The sequence below is a fragment of the Lactobacillus kimbladii genome (assembly GCF_000970755.1).
Taxonomy (GTDB): Bacteria; Bacillota; Bacilli; order Lactobacillales; family Lactobacillaceae; genus Lactobacillus; species Lactobacillus kimbladii.
In genome coordinates this window covers 1,185,223-1,203,702 of sequence record NZ_KQ034007.1, presented here as the reverse complement: position 1 = coordinate 1,203,702, position 18,480 = coordinate 1,185,223, and the positions used below count along the sequence as shown (strand labels likewise).

General features: G+C 35.9%; 18 protein-coding genes. 17 read left to right on the top strand and 1 reads right to left on the bottom strand.

Going from position 1 to position 18,480, the window contains the following annotated elements:
* Positions 1 to 88: 88 nt before the first annotated feature.
* The 10 genes from gmk to JF75_RS05985 all read left to right on the top strand — a co-directional run bounded on the left by gmk (position 89) and on the right by JF75_RS05985 (position 10,622).
* Positions 89 to 703, top strand: coding sequence for a guanylate kinase (gene gmk / locus JF75_RS06030; RefSeq protein WP_046332277.1), 615 nt, complete (start codon positions 89 to 91; stop codon positions 701 to 703).
* Between the two features lies 1 nt (position 704).
* Entirely contained in the window at positions 705 to 923 is a 219-nt protein-coding gene (gene rpoZ, locus JF75_RS06025) for a DNA-directed RNA polymerase subunit omega (RefSeq protein ID WP_046332276.1), read from the top strand.
* A gap of 62 nt (positions 924 to 985) precedes the next feature.
* Positions 986 to 3,385, top strand: coding sequence for a primosomal protein N' (gene priA / locus JF75_RS06020; protein WP_046332275.1), 2,400 nt, complete (start codon positions 986 to 988; stop codon positions 3,383 to 3,385).
* Between the two features lie 14 nt (positions 3,386 to 3,399).
* Positions 3,400 to 4,344, top strand: coding sequence for a methionyl-tRNA formyltransferase (gene fmt / locus JF75_RS06015; RefSeq protein WP_046332274.1), 945 nt, complete (start codon positions 3,400 to 3,402; stop codon positions 4,342 to 4,344).
* On the top strand, positions 4,331 to 5,656 hold the full coding sequence (gene rsmB / locus JF75_RS06010) for a 16S rRNA (cytosine(967)-C(5))-methyltransferase RsmB (RefSeq protein WP_046332273.1): 1,326 nt from the start codon (positions 4,331 to 4,333) through the stop codon (positions 5,654 to 5,656). Before fmt ends, rsmB begins: the two co-directional genes overlap by 14 nt.
* A 4-nt stretch (positions 5,657 to 5,660) precedes the next feature.
* A complete protein-coding gene (locus JF75_RS06005; protein WP_046332272.1) occupies positions 5,661 to 6,410 on the top strand; it encodes a Stp1/IreP family PP2C-type Ser/Thr phosphatase in 750 nt (249 codons plus the stop codon).
* On the top strand, positions 6,407 to 8,392 hold the full coding sequence (pknB, locus tag JF75_RS06000; protein ID WP_046332271.1) for a Stk1 family PASTA domain-containing Ser/Thr kinase: 1,986 nt from the start codon (positions 6,407 to 6,409) through the stop codon (positions 8,390 to 8,392). The genes JF75_RS06005 and pknB overlap by 4 nt, the downstream gene beginning before the upstream one ends.
* Positions 8,388 to 9,278 (top strand): ribosome small subunit-dependent GTPase A, encoded by an 891-nt coding sequence (rsgA, locus tag JF75_RS05995; protein ID WP_084605808.1) that lies wholly within the window; start codon positions 8,388 to 8,390, stop codon positions 9,276 to 9,278. Before pknB ends, rsgA begins: the two co-directional genes overlap by 5 nt.
* Before the next feature lie 10 nt (positions 9,279 to 9,288).
* Positions 9,289 to 9,936, top strand: a complete 648-nt coding sequence (rpe, locus tag JF75_RS05990; protein WP_046332269.1) for a ribulose-phosphate 3-epimerase — start codon at positions 9,289 to 9,291, stop codon at positions 9,934 to 9,936.
* Entirely contained in the window at positions 9,933 to 10,622 is a 690-nt protein-coding gene (locus tag JF75_RS05985; RefSeq protein WP_046332268.1) for a thiamine diphosphokinase, read from the top strand. Before rpe ends, JF75_RS05985 begins: the two co-directional genes overlap by 4 nt.
* A 49-nt stretch (positions 10,623 to 10,671) precedes the next feature.
* Here JF75_RS05985 and rpmB read toward each other — a convergent pair whose 3' ends face one another.
* The gene (gene rpmB, locus JF75_RS05980) at positions 10,672 to 10,857 is read right to left on the bottom strand and encodes a 50S ribosomal protein L28 (protein WP_038523104.1); all 186 of its coding nucleotides are present in this window, start codon (positions 10,855 to 10,857) and stop codon (positions 10,672 to 10,674) included.
* A gap of 162 nt (positions 10,858 to 11,019) precedes the next feature.
* On the opposite strand from rpmB, the gene JF75_RS05975 reads away from it, so the two are divergent.
* The 7 genes from JF75_RS05975 to JF75_RS05945 all read left to right on the top strand — a co-directional run bounded on the left by JF75_RS05975 (position 11,020) and on the right by JF75_RS05945 (position 18,480).
* Positions 11,020 to 11,382, top strand: coding sequence for an Asp23/Gls24 family envelope stress response protein (locus JF75_RS05975; RefSeq protein ID WP_046332267.1), 363 nt, complete (start codon positions 11,020 to 11,022; stop codon positions 11,380 to 11,382).
* A 21-nt stretch (positions 11,383 to 11,403) separates the two neighbouring features.
* Positions 11,404 to 13,062: a DAK2 domain-containing protein gene (locus JF75_RS05970; RefSeq protein ID WP_046332266.1), complete on the top strand. Its 1,659-nt coding sequence runs from the start codon at positions 11,404 to 11,406 to the stop codon at positions 13,060 to 13,062.
* A gap of 2 nt (positions 13,063 to 13,064) precedes the next feature.
* The gene (gene recG / locus JF75_RS05965) at positions 13,065 to 15,101 is read left to right on the top strand and encodes an ATP-dependent DNA helicase RecG (protein ID WP_046332265.1); all 2,037 of its coding nucleotides are present in this window, start codon (positions 13,065 to 13,067) and stop codon (positions 15,099 to 15,101) included.
* A 16-nt stretch (positions 15,102 to 15,117) separates the two neighbouring features.
* Entirely contained in the window at positions 15,118 to 16,122 is a 1,005-nt protein-coding gene (gene plsX, locus JF75_RS05960) for a phosphate acyltransferase PlsX (protein WP_046332264.1), read from the top strand.
* Positions 16,123 to 16,126: 4 nt separating this feature from the next.
* Positions 16,127 to 16,369 (top strand): acyl carrier protein, encoded by a 243-nt coding sequence (gene acpP / locus JF75_RS05955; protein ID WP_046332263.1) that lies wholly within the window; start codon positions 16,127 to 16,129, stop codon positions 16,367 to 16,369.
* 119 nt (positions 16,370 to 16,488) lie between these two features.
* A complete protein-coding gene (locus JF75_RS05950; RefSeq protein ID WP_046332262.1) occupies positions 16,489 to 17,499 on the top strand; it encodes an ABC transporter ATP-binding protein in 1,011 nt (336 codons plus the stop codon).
* A gap of 3 nt (positions 17,500 to 17,502) precedes the next feature.
* Positions 17,503 to 18,480: an ATP-binding cassette domain-containing protein gene (locus tag JF75_RS05945; RefSeq protein ID WP_046332261.1), complete on the top strand. Its 978-nt coding sequence runs from the start codon at positions 17,503 to 17,505 to the stop codon at positions 18,478 to 18,480.

Here is an 18,480-nt window from a genome sequence, read left to right as displayed (position 1 = left end):
ATTTTGATTAGTTGAAAATATCATAACTTGAAAATATTTTCATTTTAGTGCAAACTAGATACAATAGCTTTTTGTAAGGGAGTATGGCATGGCAGAAAAAGGTTTGTTACTTGTTCTTTCTGGCCCTTCGGGAGTAGGTAAGGGTACCGTTAAAAGTGCAATCGTGAAAAATAAAGTTTTTCCGTTTGAATATTCAGTATCAATGACTACCAGGAAACCCAGGCCTGGAGAAATAAACGGCAAGGACTATTATTTTGTTACTCAAGAACGGTTTAAGCAGGCTATCAGTCAAAATGAACTTTTGGAGTATAATCAATATGTAAATAATTTTTATGGCACTCCTAAGGCACCAGTGAAAAAAATGCTTGATGAAGGTAAGGACGTGCTTTTAGAAATTGATGTCAATGGTGCTAAGAAGGTTAGGAAACAGATGCCTGATGGTGTCTTCATCTTTTTAACACCACCTGATTTACATACTTTGCATACTAGATTAGAAAATCGGGGTACTGAATCCGAGGATGTAATTATGGGTCGAATAAAACAGGCTCGTCAAGAAATTCTGGTAATGCAGGATTATGATTATGCAGTAGTTAATGATACAGTAGCAAATGCTGTTGATCATATAAAAGCGATTGTTGAAGCTGAACACGTGAGTGTTAAACGTGTCATTGATACATATCGGAAAATGGTTAAGGAGGATTAAATTGAGAGTTACGTATCCATCTATAGATAAATTGTTGGCACAGGTTGATTCGAGATATTCTTTATCAGTTCTTGCTGCAAAAAGAGCACACGAACTTGAGGACGGCGAACCTGAAGCTCTGAAAAATTATAAATCACAAAAACCAGTTGGCAAAGCTTTAGAAGAAATCGAAGCTGGCAAAGTTACCGTTGATCCCAAGCATCGTGAGGTTAATCAGTAATTAATAAAGTTTTATGACCTCCATCCTAAGAAAGATGGAGGTCATTTTTTAAAGGTGATTAAATGATTGCACAGGTTATTGTTGATGTTGCAGCTAAGCAAACAGATCGCATTTTTGAATATCATATTCCTGATGAGTTAGGTGAAGTAGAAATTGGCTCCAGGGTTTTTGTACCTTTTGGTCCACGCAAATTACAGGGTTTCGTAGTTGGTTTGAGTAACAAAAGTCAATATCAAGGTAAATTGAAAGACTTGCTTTTGGTGGTAGATGAAATGCCCCCTCTAACCTCTGAATTAATTAAATTATCAAAAGATTTGGCTGATCATGTCTATTCTTATCGAATTACTATTCTTAAAACAATGCTTCCTAGAGTTATGCGTGCCAATTATCGTAAAATTCTGGTACCGGAATCTTCTAAAGCAAAAAAAATGACTATTTTTCAAGGAAAGCCGTTAGATTTAAATACGATTAATGATAATAAACAAATTGCTGAAATTCGCAAATTGTTAAGGACAAATATGGCCAAAATTGAGTATGTTGTCGAAAATCGGGCTCGGGTCAAAACTGAAAATGAATATTCACTAACGAATAATAAAAAAGAATATATAAATATATATGAATCTTTAAGAAAAAATGCTGTTAAACAAAAGCAGCTCATTATGTATATAATTGAAAATTACGATAAATTTCCAAAAATGCAGAAAGAGATCGAAAATAATGCAAATCTCAGCACTGTTTCATTAACGAATGCTGTCAAAAGAGGCTGGCTTAGAAAAAAACCGGCTGAAATTTATCGTGATCCACTGACAAATTATGAGCAGGAAGAAAAATCAGATAAAAAAATTAAGCTTAACACTGAACAAAAGAACGCATTAGCTAAAATAGAACCAGCAATCATCGAGAAAAAAGCACGTACTTTTTTATTAGAAGGTGTTACTGGCAGTGGTAAGACAGAAGTCTACTTAAATGCTATAAGTACTACTTTAAAGGCTGGAAAAAATGCCTTAATGATGGTTCCTGAAATATCCTTAACCCCGCAAATGGTAAGCCAAGTGAAGAATCGTTTTGGTCAGCAAGTAGCAGTTCTACACAGTGGATTATCAGAAGGAGAACTGTATGATGAATGGCGTCGCATACGCCGAGGCGAAGCACGCGTTGTTGTTGGTGCTCGAAGTGCTGTCTTTGCTCCTTTAAAGAATATCGGATTAATAGTGATAGACGAAGAGCATGAATCTTCTTATAAACAAGAAGATAATCCGCGTTATCATGCTAGAGATGTTGCAGTTTGGCGCAGCAACTATAATTCTTGCCCGCTTTTGTTGGGCAGTGCAACACCTTCACTAGGGAGCAGAGCCAGAGCACAAAAAGATGTTTATCAATTATTGAGACTACCACATCGTGCTAACCAGCAAAGTTTGCCAGAAGTTAAGTTAATAGACTTAAAAAAGGCTCATTTTAATGGTGGGCAATTTGACCTATCTATTCAACTGGTTGAGGCAATAAAAAAAAGGATTGCCAAAAAAGAACAAGTTATTTTAATGCTAAATAGGAGAGGCTTCGCCAACTTTATGTTATGTCGTGAATGCGGCTATGTTATGAAATGTCCAAATTGCGACTTATCTTTGACAATGCATAAAGATACCAATAAAATGCAGTGTCATTATTGTGGCTTTTCTACTGCGATTCCTGAAAAATGTCCTAATTGTCAAAGCACAAAAATCCGCTTCTTGGGTACCGGCACACAAAAAATTATGACAGAGCTTGAAAAAATAATACCAGGCTGCCGTATTTTGCGAATGGATGTTGATACTACACGAAGAAAAGGATCATTTAAAAGGATCTTAGATGCTTTTGGCAATCGTGAAGCAGATATCCTGCTAGGTACGCAAATGATTGCCAAAGGACTGGATTTTCCCAATGTGACCTTAGTAGGCGTTGTTAATGCTGATACGGGTTTATGGTTACCAGATTACAACGCCTCTGAAAGAACGTTTGAGTTGTTAACACAAGTCGCAGGACGAGCTGGACGAGCTCAAAAGAAAGGTGAGGTAATTATCCAAACTTTTAATCCTGATCACTATGCTATTAAACTAGCTGAAACTCAGGACTATGAGCAATTTTATCAGTATGAAATGCGTGTTCGTCATGCTGGCAATTATCCGCCTTATTTTTACACGGTGCTAGTTTCTGTTGCGGCCAAAAATGAACAAAATGCTGCTAGAGAAGCTTTTAGAATTAAAAAATGGTTACAACCAAAATTACACCAATCAACAATAGTTTTAGGTCCAACCCCTAGTGCAATTTCTCGCTTAAAAAATCAATATTATTATCAAATACTGGTAAAATATAAAAAAGAGGATAATTTAAACAAGTTATTACACCAAATTCAAGACTCAGCGCAAAAGGTTAAAAAATATGGTTTGTCTGTTTATATTGATAATGAACCAGAGCGCATAATGTAAAGGGGAAATGATTAATGACATCAATAATTTTTTTAGGAACTCCTAAATTTGCTGTACCAATTTTAAAGGCTCTTTCTGAGAATGATTATGAAATAAAAGCCGTGGTTACTCAACCTGATAAAAAAGTTGGACGAAAACAAAAAGTTACTGAAACTCCGGTTAAGATTTTAGCTAAGAAACTGAATTTACCCGTTTTTCAGCCTGAACATTTGGGAAAATCTGCTGAATTAGCTGCTTTAATAAAAATGCACGCTGATTTAATCATCACTGCTGCTTATGGTCAGTTTTTGCCTAGTAAATTTCTGCAATCGGCAAAAATTGCTGCTGTTAACGTTCATGGCTCTCTATTACCAAAATATCGTGGTGGCGCGCCAATTCAATATGCTCTTATTAACGGTGATCAACAAACTGGGGTCACCATTATGGAAATGGTTAAGCAAATGGATGCTGGTGATATTTATGCCCAAGAAGCAATAGATATTCAAAAAGAAGATAATGCAGGAACCTTATTTGAAAAACTGTCTCTTTTAGGTCGTGACTTGCTAATCCAAACTTTGCCGCAAATTATTGCTGATCCGCAGAAAAAGACAGCGCAAGATGAAAATAAAGTGGTTTTTTCACCAAATATCAGCAAAAAACAGGAACAAATAAAATTAAATATGACCGCGACTGAGGCTAATAATTTAATTCGAGGACTTAATCCTGATCCAGGAGCTTATTTGCTCATTGATGGTAAAAGATTTAAAATATGGCAAGCTGAAGTTGCTGGCGATACGACTACATTTCCTGCTGGAGTTGTCGTTGATAATAAAAAACGATTTGCAATTAGTTTTGCTAATCATACCGTTTTGAATTTACTTGAAGTTCAGCCTTCTGGAAAGAAAAAAATGGTAATTAAAAGTTTTTTGAACGGTCAGGGTAAAAACTTCAGTAAAGGTGATAAGATTGTCAGCTCATAAAAGTGCACGTGCGGTAGCACTTGCAACCTTGATTCGAGTATTTCGTGATGGCTCTTATTCAAATATCAGTTTTAACAATAGTTTGCAGGAAACGAAACTGTCTCAGGCTGACCAAAATTTGGCGACACGAATCGTGTATGGCACTATTCAGGAAAAAATATATTTGGAATATCAGTTTCAGGGTTTATTAAAGACTGAACTTAAAGAAGATTACCTTTTGCCATTGTTACTAATGTCAGCCTATCAAATTTTATTTATGAACAGCATACCAGATCGAGCCGTCCTAAACGAAGCTAATAATTTGGCTAAGGAATTTGGTAGAAAGCATTCGGCTGGATTTAAGATTGTTAATGGTATTTTGCGGTCTTTCTTGAGAAGAGGCAAGATTTTACCCGATGCTGAAGACAAAGTACTTTTTTTAAGTGTTAAAGAAAGTACTCCCCAGTGGCTTGTTCAGTACCTTATTAATAATTGGGGTGAAAACAAAGCGGCCTCGATTTTGTCCAGTATTAATAAACCAGCTAAAAATACTGTTAGAATTTCAGGCTTGGCTGATTTCAATTTAGTTAAAGAAGAATTAACTAAATTAGGATTTTCTCCTGCTAAATCTCAAATTACTGAAGATGAATTGGTTTTAACACATGGTGGAGTTTTTAAAACTTCTTTATTCAAAGAAGGGAAATTGACAATTCAAGACGAAGCTGCTAGTTTGGCAGTAAGTGCTTTCACTTTTACTGGCAATGAAGAAGTTCTTGATGCCTGTAGTGCACCAGGTGGAAAAACTATTCAAATTGCTGAAAAGCTAAAACAAGGTCATGTTACTGCTCTTGATATTCACAAAAATAAATTGGGTTTGGTTAAGCAAAATGGTAAAAGAATGAACGTTGAATCAAGAATAAACGTTAAAACGATGGATGCCAGAAAAGCTGATCAAACATTTAAAAAAGGACAATTTGATAAAATCTTGGTGGATGCTCCATGTTCTGGATTAGGTCTTATTAGAAGAAAACCGGAAATTCGCTATACTAAAACTATACACGATTTAAGTAAATTACGAGAAATACAATTAGATATTTTAAACCATGTGAGTACCTTGTTAAGTCGGGATGGCGAATTAGTATATTCTACTTGTACTATTACACGAGAAGAAGATGAAGACGTTGTTAAGGCTTTTTTAAAAAGTCATACTCAGTTTGAATTACAACCTTTCACTGCGGGTAAGCTTAAAGCAACTAAAGGGATGTTGAAAATTTTACCTGATAGTTATGGCAGTGACGGCTTTTTTATAGCTAAGTTTAAAATGCGAGGTTAAAGTTTTGATTAGAACAGCATTTGCATCTAGTATTGGACGAATACGCAAAAGTAATCAGGATTCTGTCCAGGTTTTCAAAAACAAAAAGAACGCTTTGTTGGCCATTGTTTGCGATGGCATGGGTGGACACCAAGGCGGCGATGTCGCCTCAACTATGGCTGTAAGTCATTTGGGTCATAATTTTGGCGTTACTGATTTTTATGATTCTGACAGTGCACGTAAGTGGCTAAACGTCCAGCTCAGTAATGAAAATGAAACTATACTAAGAACTGCAGATCGTTTTCCTGATCTAAATGGTATGGGAACAACTATTGTTCTAGCTGCTATTTTTAATAACGAAGCTTTAATTGCCCATCTGGGGGATTCTAGGGCGTATGGTTATTCTGCAGGAAAATTCATCCAGTTAGTTGAAGATCATTCTCTTGTTAATGAATTAGTAAAACTAGGACAAATTACGAAGCAACAGGCCAGAAATCATCCTCAAAAAAATATTATTACGCAGTCACTCGGAGTTTCCAGTACAATAGATCCGGAGTTTAAGCAGGTAACTTTAAATGATAACGATATTATTTTGCTTTGTACTGATGGATTAACAAATTCATTGAGTGACCCACAGATTCAACAAATTCTTGCCACAAAAGATTTATCCTTGAAAAATCGTTGTCAAAAGTTAATTGACGAAGCTAATCGCTTAGGTGGTGAGGATAATATTACCGCTTGCCTAATTCTAAATGAAGGCGGTGACAGTAAATGATTAATAAGGGCTATTTGTTAGGTGATCGTTACCGCATAATCGACACATTGGGTGAAGGCGGCATGGCCAATGTTTATCTTGCTGAAGATATAATTCTGCAGCGAAAAGTTGCGGTTAAAATTTTACGCCTTGATTTACAAAAGGAGCCACAAACTTTAGCTCGTTTTCAAAGAGAAGCACTGGCAACCAGCGAATTGAGTCACCCTAATATAGTAATGGTTTTAGATGTTGGCACTGATCATGGCTTACCATACATGGTTATGGAATATGTTGATGGGCCGGATTTAAAAGACTATATCAGGTCAAATTCTCCCCTACACTTAGGAGATATTATCCGCATCATGGATCAAATATTGAGTGCAATGTCTTTGGCCCATAAACATAATGTAATTCACAGAGACCTAAAACCGCAAAATATTTTAATGGATAAACATGGAAATATAAAAATTGCTGACTTCGGTATTGCCGTAGCTTTAAATCAAAATTCAATTACCCAAACGAATTCAGCGATTGGTTCCGTCCATTATATGTCCCCAGAACAAACTAGGGGAGGACTCGTTACCAAACAGTCTGATATTTATTCTTTGGGTATAATTCTGTATGAATTAATTACTGGTCATGTTCCATTTAACGGAGATTCAGCTGTTTCAATTGCTTTAAAACACGCACAAGAGCCTATACCTTCAATCAGAAAACAAGATCCCAATATTCCACAAGCGCTAGAAAATGTTGTTTTAAGAGCAACTGCTAAAGATCCACGAGATCGGTATGATTCTGCTAAAGAAATGAAAGATGATCTTGATAGCAGCTTAGAGCCAGGTAGAGCAAATGAACCGGTTTTTAAGCCTACACACGGGAATAATGATGATGAAACAATTATTTTACCTAGTTTCAAGTCTAGCCCAAATAGCAGTAAGGTAACTGAAGAAGGCAAAACTCAAAGTAATGGGCCGCTAGAAGAATCCAAAGCAAATCATTCTAGTTTTGCACAGGCTTTGCGTAAACATAAATGGTGGTGGCTTTTTGTAGGAATTGCTGCGGTCTTAATTGTTGGTTTGATGTTTTTTGTTCTTAACAGTAATGATCATAAAGATGTTCGTATTCCAGACGTCACTAATATGAGTGAAAAAAATGCAAGAAACAAACTGGAGAACGTAGGATTGAAAGTAGGTAAAATAAGACACAGAAGTTCTGACAGTATTGATCGTGGTAAAGTAATTGAAACCTCGCCTACTGCAGGAGCAGAAATAAAGCGAGGCAGATTTATTGATCTTTATGTTTCGGATGGAGCTGGTATGGTAAGAGTACCTGAAGTTACAGGCGATGAATATGAAATTGCAGTGCAAAAACTCGAAAAACTGGGCTTTGAAATAATTCGTGAAAATCAGTTTTCTTCTAGCGTTCCGCCAAATCATGTGATTTCTCAAAGCGTTGCAGCTGATGTTGAAGTAAAGCCAGAGCAAACAACAATTACTTTAACCGTATCTAAAGGGAAAAATCATCGTGCAAAAGCCCATATGATTAAATTGCCGGATTTATCTGATTATTCTTTGAAAGAAGCGCAAGAATTTGCACATAAACATGGATTGACTTTACAAGTCAGTTCCGCATACTCAAATAAAGTTAAGAAGGGCAAAATTATTTCTATGAGTCCGGCAGCCGGCACAGAGGTACCAAATGGAAGTACTATATCAGTTAATGTTTCTGAGGGAGTAAAAAAGCAACGTAATCTGACGGCAATAAAAAACTTCACGGTTAGTTACGAAGATACTGATGACGATGATTCCGATGATAAACGGGGTAATCATGTTCAAATTTATATTTCAGATGATAATCATTCAATTGACAATATTTATCGGGATTTGTACATTAAAAAGGATATGAATTTTTCAATCCCATTTGAACTTAAAGACGGTCCAGGTCAACTCAAAGTAGTGCGCGATGGACAGACTATTTTGAATGAGAAGGTCAAAAATGATTAAAGAAGATCAAGGAATTGTCATTGGTCTGATTGCAGGCTATTATGATGTTCAAACAAGCACTGATATTATAAGAACCCGTGCCAGAGGGGTTTTCCGTAAAAATAATTTAAAGCCTGTTGTTGGTGATCACGTTAAAATACAAATTGATGATCAAGGCACAAGTTACTTGGTTGCAGTTTTGCCTCGTAAAAACCTGATTGGCCGTCCTGCCCTTGCTAATGTTACTCAGATTTTACTCGTAATGTCTGCAGTCCAACCAGACTTTTCGCTACAATTATTGGATCGCTTTTTGACTTTCTTTTCTTGGAAAGGCGTTCCTGTAAGTATTTTTTTATCAAAAACGGATTTAACAAACAGACTGGAATTAACTAAAATTGAAGAAACTTTGCAGTATTATCAGGAAATAGGCTATAAGGTCTATTATAGCCAAAAAGAAGTTGCCAGTAATTTACCTAATGACATTGGTTCCGAACAAATATGGACTTTAGCTGGTCAATCTGGGGCGGGCAAATCTACTTTAATTAACTCGCTTAAAAATGGCTTGAATCAAGAAACTGGGGTTATCTCAAATTCTTTAAATCGGGGCAAGCACACCACTAGAACAGTGAACCTCTTTCATTTAGGTAAAGGTTATCTTGCAGATACGCCTGGGTTTTCTGCAATTGATTTAACACCGATCAAAATAAATGAATTACGTAATTATTTCATTGAATTTAAGAGAGCAAGTAAATATTGCAAGTTCCGCGGTTGCCAACATCTTAATGAGCCTAAATGTGAAGTAAAAGCACTAATTAAGAAAGGTAAAATATCCAAAAGTCGCTATGATAATTATTTATTATTGCGCAAAGAAATAGAAAATGGCAAATTACCAGAATATTTAAAGTAAGGAGATAACATTGATAGCACCATCAATATTAAATATTAATAATTTAAATTTAGAAAAAGATATTCAGACAGCAGTGAATGCAGGCATAAAAAGGTTCCACATCGATATCATGGATGGGCATTTTGTAGCTAATTTATCTTTTGGTCCACAACTTGTTTCAGATTTCAAAAAAACTTTTCCTACTAGTGAGGCTGAGATCCATTTGATGAGCAATAACCCTGATGACTTGGTACCAGCATTCACTAAAGCGGGAGCTCAAATTATGTTGCTTCATTATGAGGCAATGACTGAAGAAAAACTAAATTACTGGTTGGACTATTTAAAAGAAAATCATGTTAAAGCCGGAGTGGTTCTTAATCCTGATACTCCCGTTTCTGTACTTTCTAAATTTATTTCTAAAATAGATCAGATTTTGCTGATGACTGTTTTTCCGGGTTTTGGTGGACAAAAATTTATTCCTGAATCTCTTTCTAGAATCAAGGAAGCTTCAAGATTAGTCAAAGGAAAAGTTCCAATTGAAGTTGATGGCGGAATTAACGGTCAAATTGCTAAAAAAGCTAAGGATGCGGGAGCAGAAATTTTTGTAGCTGGATCATATCTCTTTTGTCAAAATAGCGTAGAAAAACAGATTGCAGAATTGAGAGGCATACTACAATGAAGGCCTGGGCGTTGTCAGGCGCTCCTAAACAATTATGGCCGAAGGATCTTAACCAGCAACTTTTAACAGCCAAAAAAAGCGGTGATTTAATAATCGGCGTTGATCGTGGAGCTTTACTTTTAAAAGAAATGGGCATGAAAATTGATGTCGCTGAAGGAGATTTTGATTCATTACAAAAAAATGAATTAAGATTAATTGAACAAAATGTCAGAGATATCAGGTATTCGATACCAGAAAAAGATTTGACGGATACCGAAATGGCTATTAGATGTGCGTTTATAGATTATCATGTTTCTTATTTAACCCTTTTTGGAGCGACTGGAGGACGCTTAGATCACTTTTTATCTAATTTATTTATGGTTCTCAAACCTGAATTTAACCAGTTTGCTGAGAAAATTGAACTTATAGACCAACAAAATTCAATTAGATTTTACAATTGCGGACACCATGTGATTAAAAAATTATCGACTTATAAATATTTTGGAGTAATACCGTTAACGGCAGTTAAAAATTTAAAAATAGCTGGAGCTAAATATAATTTAAATGATTTTAACGGGGTTAATCCTATTTCATTTAGTTCGAATGAATTCTTACTTAATGTAAATCAGTTTGGTTTATCATTTGAAAAAGGTGTAGTAGCCGTTATTCAATCTAGGGATGTTAATCGCTTTCAAAATATAAAATAATAAAAAAGCAGAAGAAAACTTCTGCTTTTTTAAAACTTTATTATTTACGTTAGGCACGGGTAACTTTACCAGATTTTAATGTCTTAGTTGAAACCCATACGCGCTTTGGTTTGCCATCAACAAGAATACGAACTTTTTGAAGGTTTGGCTTCCACGCACGACGTGATGAATTCAGTGAGTGTGAACGTGTATTACCAAAAGTGGTCTTTTTGCCAGTGATATAATCTTTTGCCATTTGCTAAACCTCCTTTATTGTGTTTTCATACTAAATTAAGATAGCATAAGTTTAAGTTCATTGCAACTGCAAAAGTATTTTTAGGAAGGGATTTTTGTATTTAAACTTGATTACTATGATAAAATAGATTCATAATATGAGAACAATGATACGGAGGTAAACATGGCTGTAAAAATCAAAACAAAAAATGGTTTGATTGATATTTCAAATGGAGTGATTGCAACTGTTGTTGGTAGCGCAGCTACATCTAACTACGGCGTTGTCGGCATGGCATCTAAAAATGCTATCCGTGATGGCTTCGATGGAATATTAAATCGAGCAAATTATAAACGCGGTGTTGTTGTTAAATCTGAGGATAATAGGATTACGGTTGATGTTTATATAATAGTCGGCTATGGTTTAAAAATATCTGAAGTAAGTCGCAACGTACAAGATAGTGTTAAATTCAATTTGAAAAATCAACTTGGAATTGAAACTAAAGCTGTTAATGTCATCGTTCAAAGTGTTAAAGTGCTTGATGAATAACTCAAGCGGAGGTTAGAAATATTGGTTTTAAAGGAAATAGACAGTAAAAAATTTAGAGATATGGTTCGCGTTGCAACGCACAGACTTGGTCGCAACGCTGAGTTTATTAACTCTTTGAACGTTTTCCCTGTTCCTGATGGAGACACTGGAACAAATATGAATTTAACTATTGAAAGTGGTGCTAAAGCTGTTGCCCAAAATACTAGTAATAGTGTTGGCGATTTGACAGAAAGTCTTGCTAAAGGGATGTTGATGGGTGCTCGCGGTAATAGTGGGGTAATCTCTTCTCAGCTCTTTAGAGGAGTTTATAAGGCAACTCAAGGCATGAAAACTCTTAATGCACAAGAATTGGCCAATGCTTTTTCAAATGGGGTTGCAACAGCTTACAAAGCTGTAATGAAGCCAGTTGAAGGAACTATTTTGACTGTTGCTCGGATTGGCGCGCAAGATGGTGCCAATAAGGCCAATGAAACCGATGATGTTGAAGAAGTTATGAAAGCCATTGTTGAAGGTGCAAAAAAGGCGCTGAAGACTACACCAGACTTATTGCCTGTTTTAAAACAAGTAGGCGTAGTTGATTCAGGTGGGCAAGGATTACTCTTTATATATGAGGGCTTTTTAGAAGGCCTTTTAGGTGAAGAATTTGCTGACCGCTATCAACCTGATGAAGGTGAAATGGATGAAATGATTAATGCGATGCACCACCAGTCAGTACAATCACAACTTTCAACGCAGGATATTGCTAATGGCTACTGTACTGAAATTATGGTTGACTTAACTGCTGATGTTCCCCATAAGAAAACTTTCAATTTAGATGAATTTAGAGAACATTTGTCTCAATTGGGTGATTCACTTTTAGCTGTTTCAGATGAAGAAGTGGCAAAAGTTCATATTCATACTGAACATCCAGGAGCTATTTTTGCGTATGGCAGTCAATTTGGACAATTAGGAAAAATTAAAATTGACAATATGCGAATTCAACATGAAACAATTGTAAATAATAGTGAGGAAAACCAAGAAAACGTTGATTTTGCTGTTATTGCTGTGGCTTCAGGTAATGGTATTCGTAAATTGTTTGAAAGTGAAGGTGTTAACCGCATTATTTCTGGTGGTCAAACTATGAATCCTTCTACACAAGACATTATTGATTCAATTAAAAAATCAGGTGCCAAGAAGGCAATAGTGATGCCTAACAACGGTAATATTATTATGGCAGCAAAACAAGCAGCTGAAGTAAGTGATATTCCAGTTGGAATTGTTCCTACCAAGACAATTGCGCAAGGTTTAACAGCAATGCTTTCATTTGATGCTGATGATTCCCTTGAAGACAATGTTGCCAATATGACTGACGCTCTTGATACAGTAGTTTCTGGTGAAGTTACCAAAGCTAACCGTGATACGACAATTAATGAAGTTGAAATTCATCAGGATGATTATTTGGGAATAGTTGATGGTGATATAAAGATTGCAAATACTGACTTAATTACTACAGCTTCATCTATGGTAGAAAAGATGCTTGATGAGGACTCAGAAATTATTACAGTAATATATGGTCGTGACTCAAATAAAAAAGAAGCCCAAGAATTGGTTGAAGCGGTTAAAGAAAAGCATGATGACCTTGAATTTGAGATTCATGACGGTGGCCAACCTGTATACAATTTTTTGATTTCTGTTGAGTAATTATGATTGCCCAAAAATTATTTGCACCTGTTAGCGACTTAAAAGGGGTTGGAATTAAAACGGCTGCTGCACTGGGAGGCCTGGGAATTTATAGCATTTATGATTTGTTATATTACTTTCCGTTTCGTTATGATGAACTGCAAACGATTCCTCTTGACCAGATCATGGATGGTCAAAAGGTAATGTTAAAAGGAATTGTGGCTACTGAAGCTTTTGTAAGCAGATTTGGCTACAAAAAGAGCAGACTTAGTTTTAAATTGAGAATTGACCATGATGTAGTCATGGTCAATTTTTTTAATCAGCCGTGGCTGAAAGAAAAAATTGAGGTTGGCAAAGAAGTTGCAATTTATGGCAAATACAATATTTCAAGACAAAGCTTAGCGGGTTTTAAATTTATTGCTGCCAAAGAAAATGATAGTGGCATGGCTCCCATTTATTCTGTGAACCGTCACATAAAGCAGAAAAAGTTGATTGATATAATTAATTTGGCTTTAGCTGACTACTTAACTGGTGTTGATGATGTTGTGCCAATTTCAATTAGGAAAAAATATCATTTGCTTAATGAAACTGATATTATACAAAAAATGCATCATCCTAAAAATGCTACTGAGTCACAAGTTGCCAAAAGAAGTGCTATTTTTAGGGAATTTTTTATTTTTCAAACTGAGCTTGCCCAACTAACTGAAGTTAATCCTCGAAATAAGGGTTTTGCCAAAAAGTATGATTTAAGTGCAGTCGCTAAATTAACTAGGTCTTTGCCTTTTGAATTATCAACTGACCAGAAAAATGTTATTAATGAAATTTTTGCTGATATGTTTTCTAAAATACAAATGCACCGTTTGTTGCAGGGAGATGTCGGTTCTGGGAAAACGATTGTGGCGGTCTATGCACTTTTTGCAGCAGTAACCGCTGGTTATCAAGCTGCCCTCATGGTTCCTACTGAAATTTTGGCTAGTCAACATTTTAAAAAGATTGATGAATTACTCAGGCCTTTAGGCGTTCGTTGTGCTTTATTGACTGGCTCGACTAAAAGCATGGAGCGTAGAGAAATTAACATGGAGCTTGCTGATGGCACTATTAATGTTGTGATTGGTACCCATGCTCTTATCCAAGCCACTGTTATTTTTAAAAACTTGGGTTTGGTGATTATCGATGAACAACACAGATTTGGTGTCAATCAGCGGCAATCTCTGGTCAATAAGGGAAACTTGCCCGATATTTTAGCCATGACCGCAACGCCTATCCCCCGAACTTTGGCTTTGACTGTATATGGCAATATGGCCATTTCAGAGATACGACATCTTCCTGCTGGAAGGAAAAAGATAGTTTCTTCCTGGAAAACTAGTACGCAAATGGATCAAGTCTATCAATTGATGCGGCAGCAGCTGGCGCAAGGATATCAAATTTACGCTGTTACTCCTTTGATTACGGAATCAGAGGCATTAGATTTAAAAAATGCAGAACAGCTTTATGCAAAATTAAGTCATGATTTTCCTGATGAAAAAGTAGTATTACTTCACGGTCAAATGCCTGGTAATAAAAAGGATGAGATAATGGCTGAATTTGCTGCAGGAAACATTAATATCTTGGTTACAACTAGCGTTATTGAAGTTGGAGTTGATGTGGCTAATGCTAATATGATGGTGATTTATAATGCTGATCGCTTTGGAATTAGTCAACTTCACCAGTTAAGAGGGCGAATAGGCAGAGGAAAAACTCAGAGTTATTGCATATTTTTGGCTGATCCTAATACGCAGGCGGGTAAAGCCCGTATGAAAATCGTTTCATCAACAACAGACGGTTTTAAGTTAGCTGAAGAAGATCTAAAGATGCGGGGAGAAGGAGATCTTTTTGGTAAGGCTCAATCTGGTTTACCCGAATTTCAAGTTGGTGATGTAGTTAATAACTACGAAACTATGGTAGTAGCACAAAAAGAGGCCAGAAAATTAATCAAAGATGATCCTCTCCTGCAAAAATCAGAAAATAAAACTTTAAAAGAAGTGTTAGAATATAAACAATTACAGCAAAAGAGAACATAGTAAGGTTGAGGATACAATGAGAACTATTGCTATTGATGCTATGGGTGGAGAAAATGCGCCTGAGGCAATTATTCAAGCAGTATTACGGGCCAAAAAAGAGTTATCGAAAACAAAATTCATACTTTTTGGTGACCAAAAAAGAATAAAAGAATTATTGGGTAGTGATAGCAGTCACATAGAAGTGGTTAATACTTCTGAAATTATTTTGGATGAAGATGAGCCAGTTAAGGCGATTAGATCTAAAAAAGATTCATCACTTGTCGTGGCAGCACAATATGTGAAGCAGGGCAAAGCAGATGCACTTTTTTCGTTAGGTAATACAGGAGCTATCTTAGCTTGTGGTATATTTATTATAGGACGCATTAAAGGAGTAGCTCGTCCTGGCTTCATGCCAACTCTCCCGGTAAAAAATTCAGATGATGGATTTAATATGATTGATGTTGGTGCGAATGCCAAAAGTAAACCGGAATATCTACTTGCTTGGGCTAAAATGGCTTCGTATTATGCAGAAAAAGTGCGGGGAATTAAAAATCCACGGGTTGGTTTGCTTAATAATGGGTCCGAAAGTGATAAGGGTGATGATGTTCATCAAAAAGCCTACCAATTGTTATTGGAAAGCAAAGTTAATTTTATAGGTAATATTGAAGGAAATGAATTATTAGATGGTAAAGCTGATGTGATTGCCACAGACGGTTTTACTGGTAATGCGGTTTTAAAAAATATTGAAGGAACCTCCAGTGTTTTGATACATCTTTTGAAGGAAAGCTTGCTTAATAACGGTCCTTTTGTTAAATTAGGCGCATTAATGATAAAAAAAGCATTAAAAGGGTTAGTTTCAAAATTTGATGTTGATAAATATGGTGGTGCAGTTTTACTCGGAGTCAATGCTCCCGTAGTCAAAACACATGGTCGATCAGGTCAACGTGCTGTTTATTTTACGATTAAACAAATTGATAAAATTTTACAGGAAAAAATAATTGATAATTTTAAAGCAGAATTTGCAGTTGAAAATAAGGAGTAAAGACATGAGTAAAGAAGAAATTTTTACTAAAATTCGAGATATACTAGCTGATAATTTTGAAGTTGATAAAGAAAAGATAACTGATGAAACTGATTTCAAAAGTGATTTGGACGCTGATTCCATTGACTTAGTGGAATTCATTTTACAACTAGAAGATGAATTCGGCGCCGAGATTTCTGATGAAGATGCAGAAAAAATTAAAACAGTCGGTGATGCAGTTAATTATGTAGCGGATCACCAAAAATAATTAAAAAATATTCATTATTAATTTGCATACAAAATGTTTCACGGTTATAATTAGAAATTAAATAAATTTATTAAATATCTTTAATAAATTCATTGAAGATTTGAGAGGGGAAATGACCTTTGGAAAAACAAAGTGATCTCTTGCTAGATATCCAGCATTTGCATACTGCATATCGTTTAAATGGAAAGTTTTATGATGCTGCGGATGATATTAATTTAACGTTGAAGCGAAATGAAATTTTATCCATCGTAGGTGAATCTGGTTGTGGTAAGAGTACAATTGCATCGAGTATTATCGGCTTGTACGACCATAAAAATACGAAAGTAACTGGTGATATTCTATATAATGAGTTAAATTTAGTCGGATTGAATGAAAACTTGTTTAACAAAATACGTGGAAATAAAATTGGTATGATCTTTCAGGATCCTTTAGCCAGCTTAAACCCGCTGATGCGTGTTGGCGATCAGGTAGCTGAAACGCTTTATTATCATACGGATATGAGCGAAAAAGAGCGTCATGATAGAGTACTTGAATTATTCAATCAAGTAGGAATGCCAAAGCCAGAAGAAACTTTTGAAATGTATCCTTTTGAATTGTCAGGAGGATTAAGGCAGAGGGTCGTAATTGCTATGGCAATTGCATGTAAACCCGAAATTATCATTGCAGATGAGCCAACTACTGCTTTGGATGTTACTATTCAAGCTCAAATTTTGGACTTGCTTGAAGATATTCAAAGACAATCACAATCTGGTATTATTTTAATTACACACGATTTAGGTGTAGTTGCTGAAACTGCTGATCAAGTTGCAGTTATGTATGGTGGACAAATAGTAGAAAAAGCCGATGTAAAAACTATTTTTGAGCATCCACTGCATCCATACACTCGCTCCTTGTTAAATTCAATGCCTCAATCAGAAGACGAAGAAGAAGATTTACACGTTATTCAAGGAACAGTCCCTTCATTGCAAAATATGCCTAGAAAAGGCGACAGATTTGCTGCTAGAATTCCATGGATTCCTGCCAGTGCGCACGAAGAGGATCCGGTAATGCATGAAGTTGAGCCTGGTCACTGGGTAAGATGTACTTGCTGGAAGACGTTCCACTTTCAAGACGAAGTAGGTGGGGAGTAGTTTATGGCCAAAGAAATTATCCAAGTAAAAAACTTAAAAGTTCATTATCCCATTAGATCAGGTTTCTGGAACAGGATTACTGATTATGTAAGAGCGGTTGATGACATTAGTATTACCATTAATGAAGGTGAAACCTATGGTCTGATTGGTGAATCCGGTTCAGGCAAGTCAACTACTGGTAAAGCCATTGTGGGTGTTGAGCCTGTGACTAGTGGCAGTATCCTTTACAAGGGTGTTGATATTACCAAATCTAGAAATCGACGCAAACTAAACTACAATAAAGATGTCCAAATGATTTTCCAAGATTCAATGTCGAGTTTAAACCCGAGAAAACGAATCGAAGACATTATTGCTGAACCGATTCGAAATTTCGAAAATTTAACCACAGACCAAGAACGTGATCGTGTTCAAGAATTACTAGATATCGTAGGTATGCCTAGTGATTCAATTTACAAATACCCTCATGAATTTTCTGGGGGACAGAGACAAAGAATTGGCGTAGCTCGTGCAGTTGCAACTAATCCTCGTTTAATTGTTGCTGATGAACCTACCAGTGCTTTGGATTTGTCTGTGCAAGCTCAGGTTTTAAACTTTATGAAGCATATACAACAGAAATATAATATTGCTTATTTGTTTATTTCTCATGACTTAGGTGTAGTAAAGCATATGTCTGAAAACTTAGCTATTATGCACCGAGGACGTTTAGTCGAAATAGGCTCCAGAGAAGATATTTATGAGCATCCAATACATATTTATACTAAGAGATTGCTCTCTGCTATACCGCAAGTTGATGTTGAACATCGTGATGAGCATAAAAAACACCGACAAGAAGTTGAGCAAGAATTTCAAAATGATCAAAACAAATGGTATGACAAGTATGGTCGTGTATTTCCTTTGCAACAAGTTTCTGGCAAACATTTAGTAGCTTTACCGAAAAAAGAATTGAACGAAGAGAAGATAAATGAAAAGGAGGGGGCATAA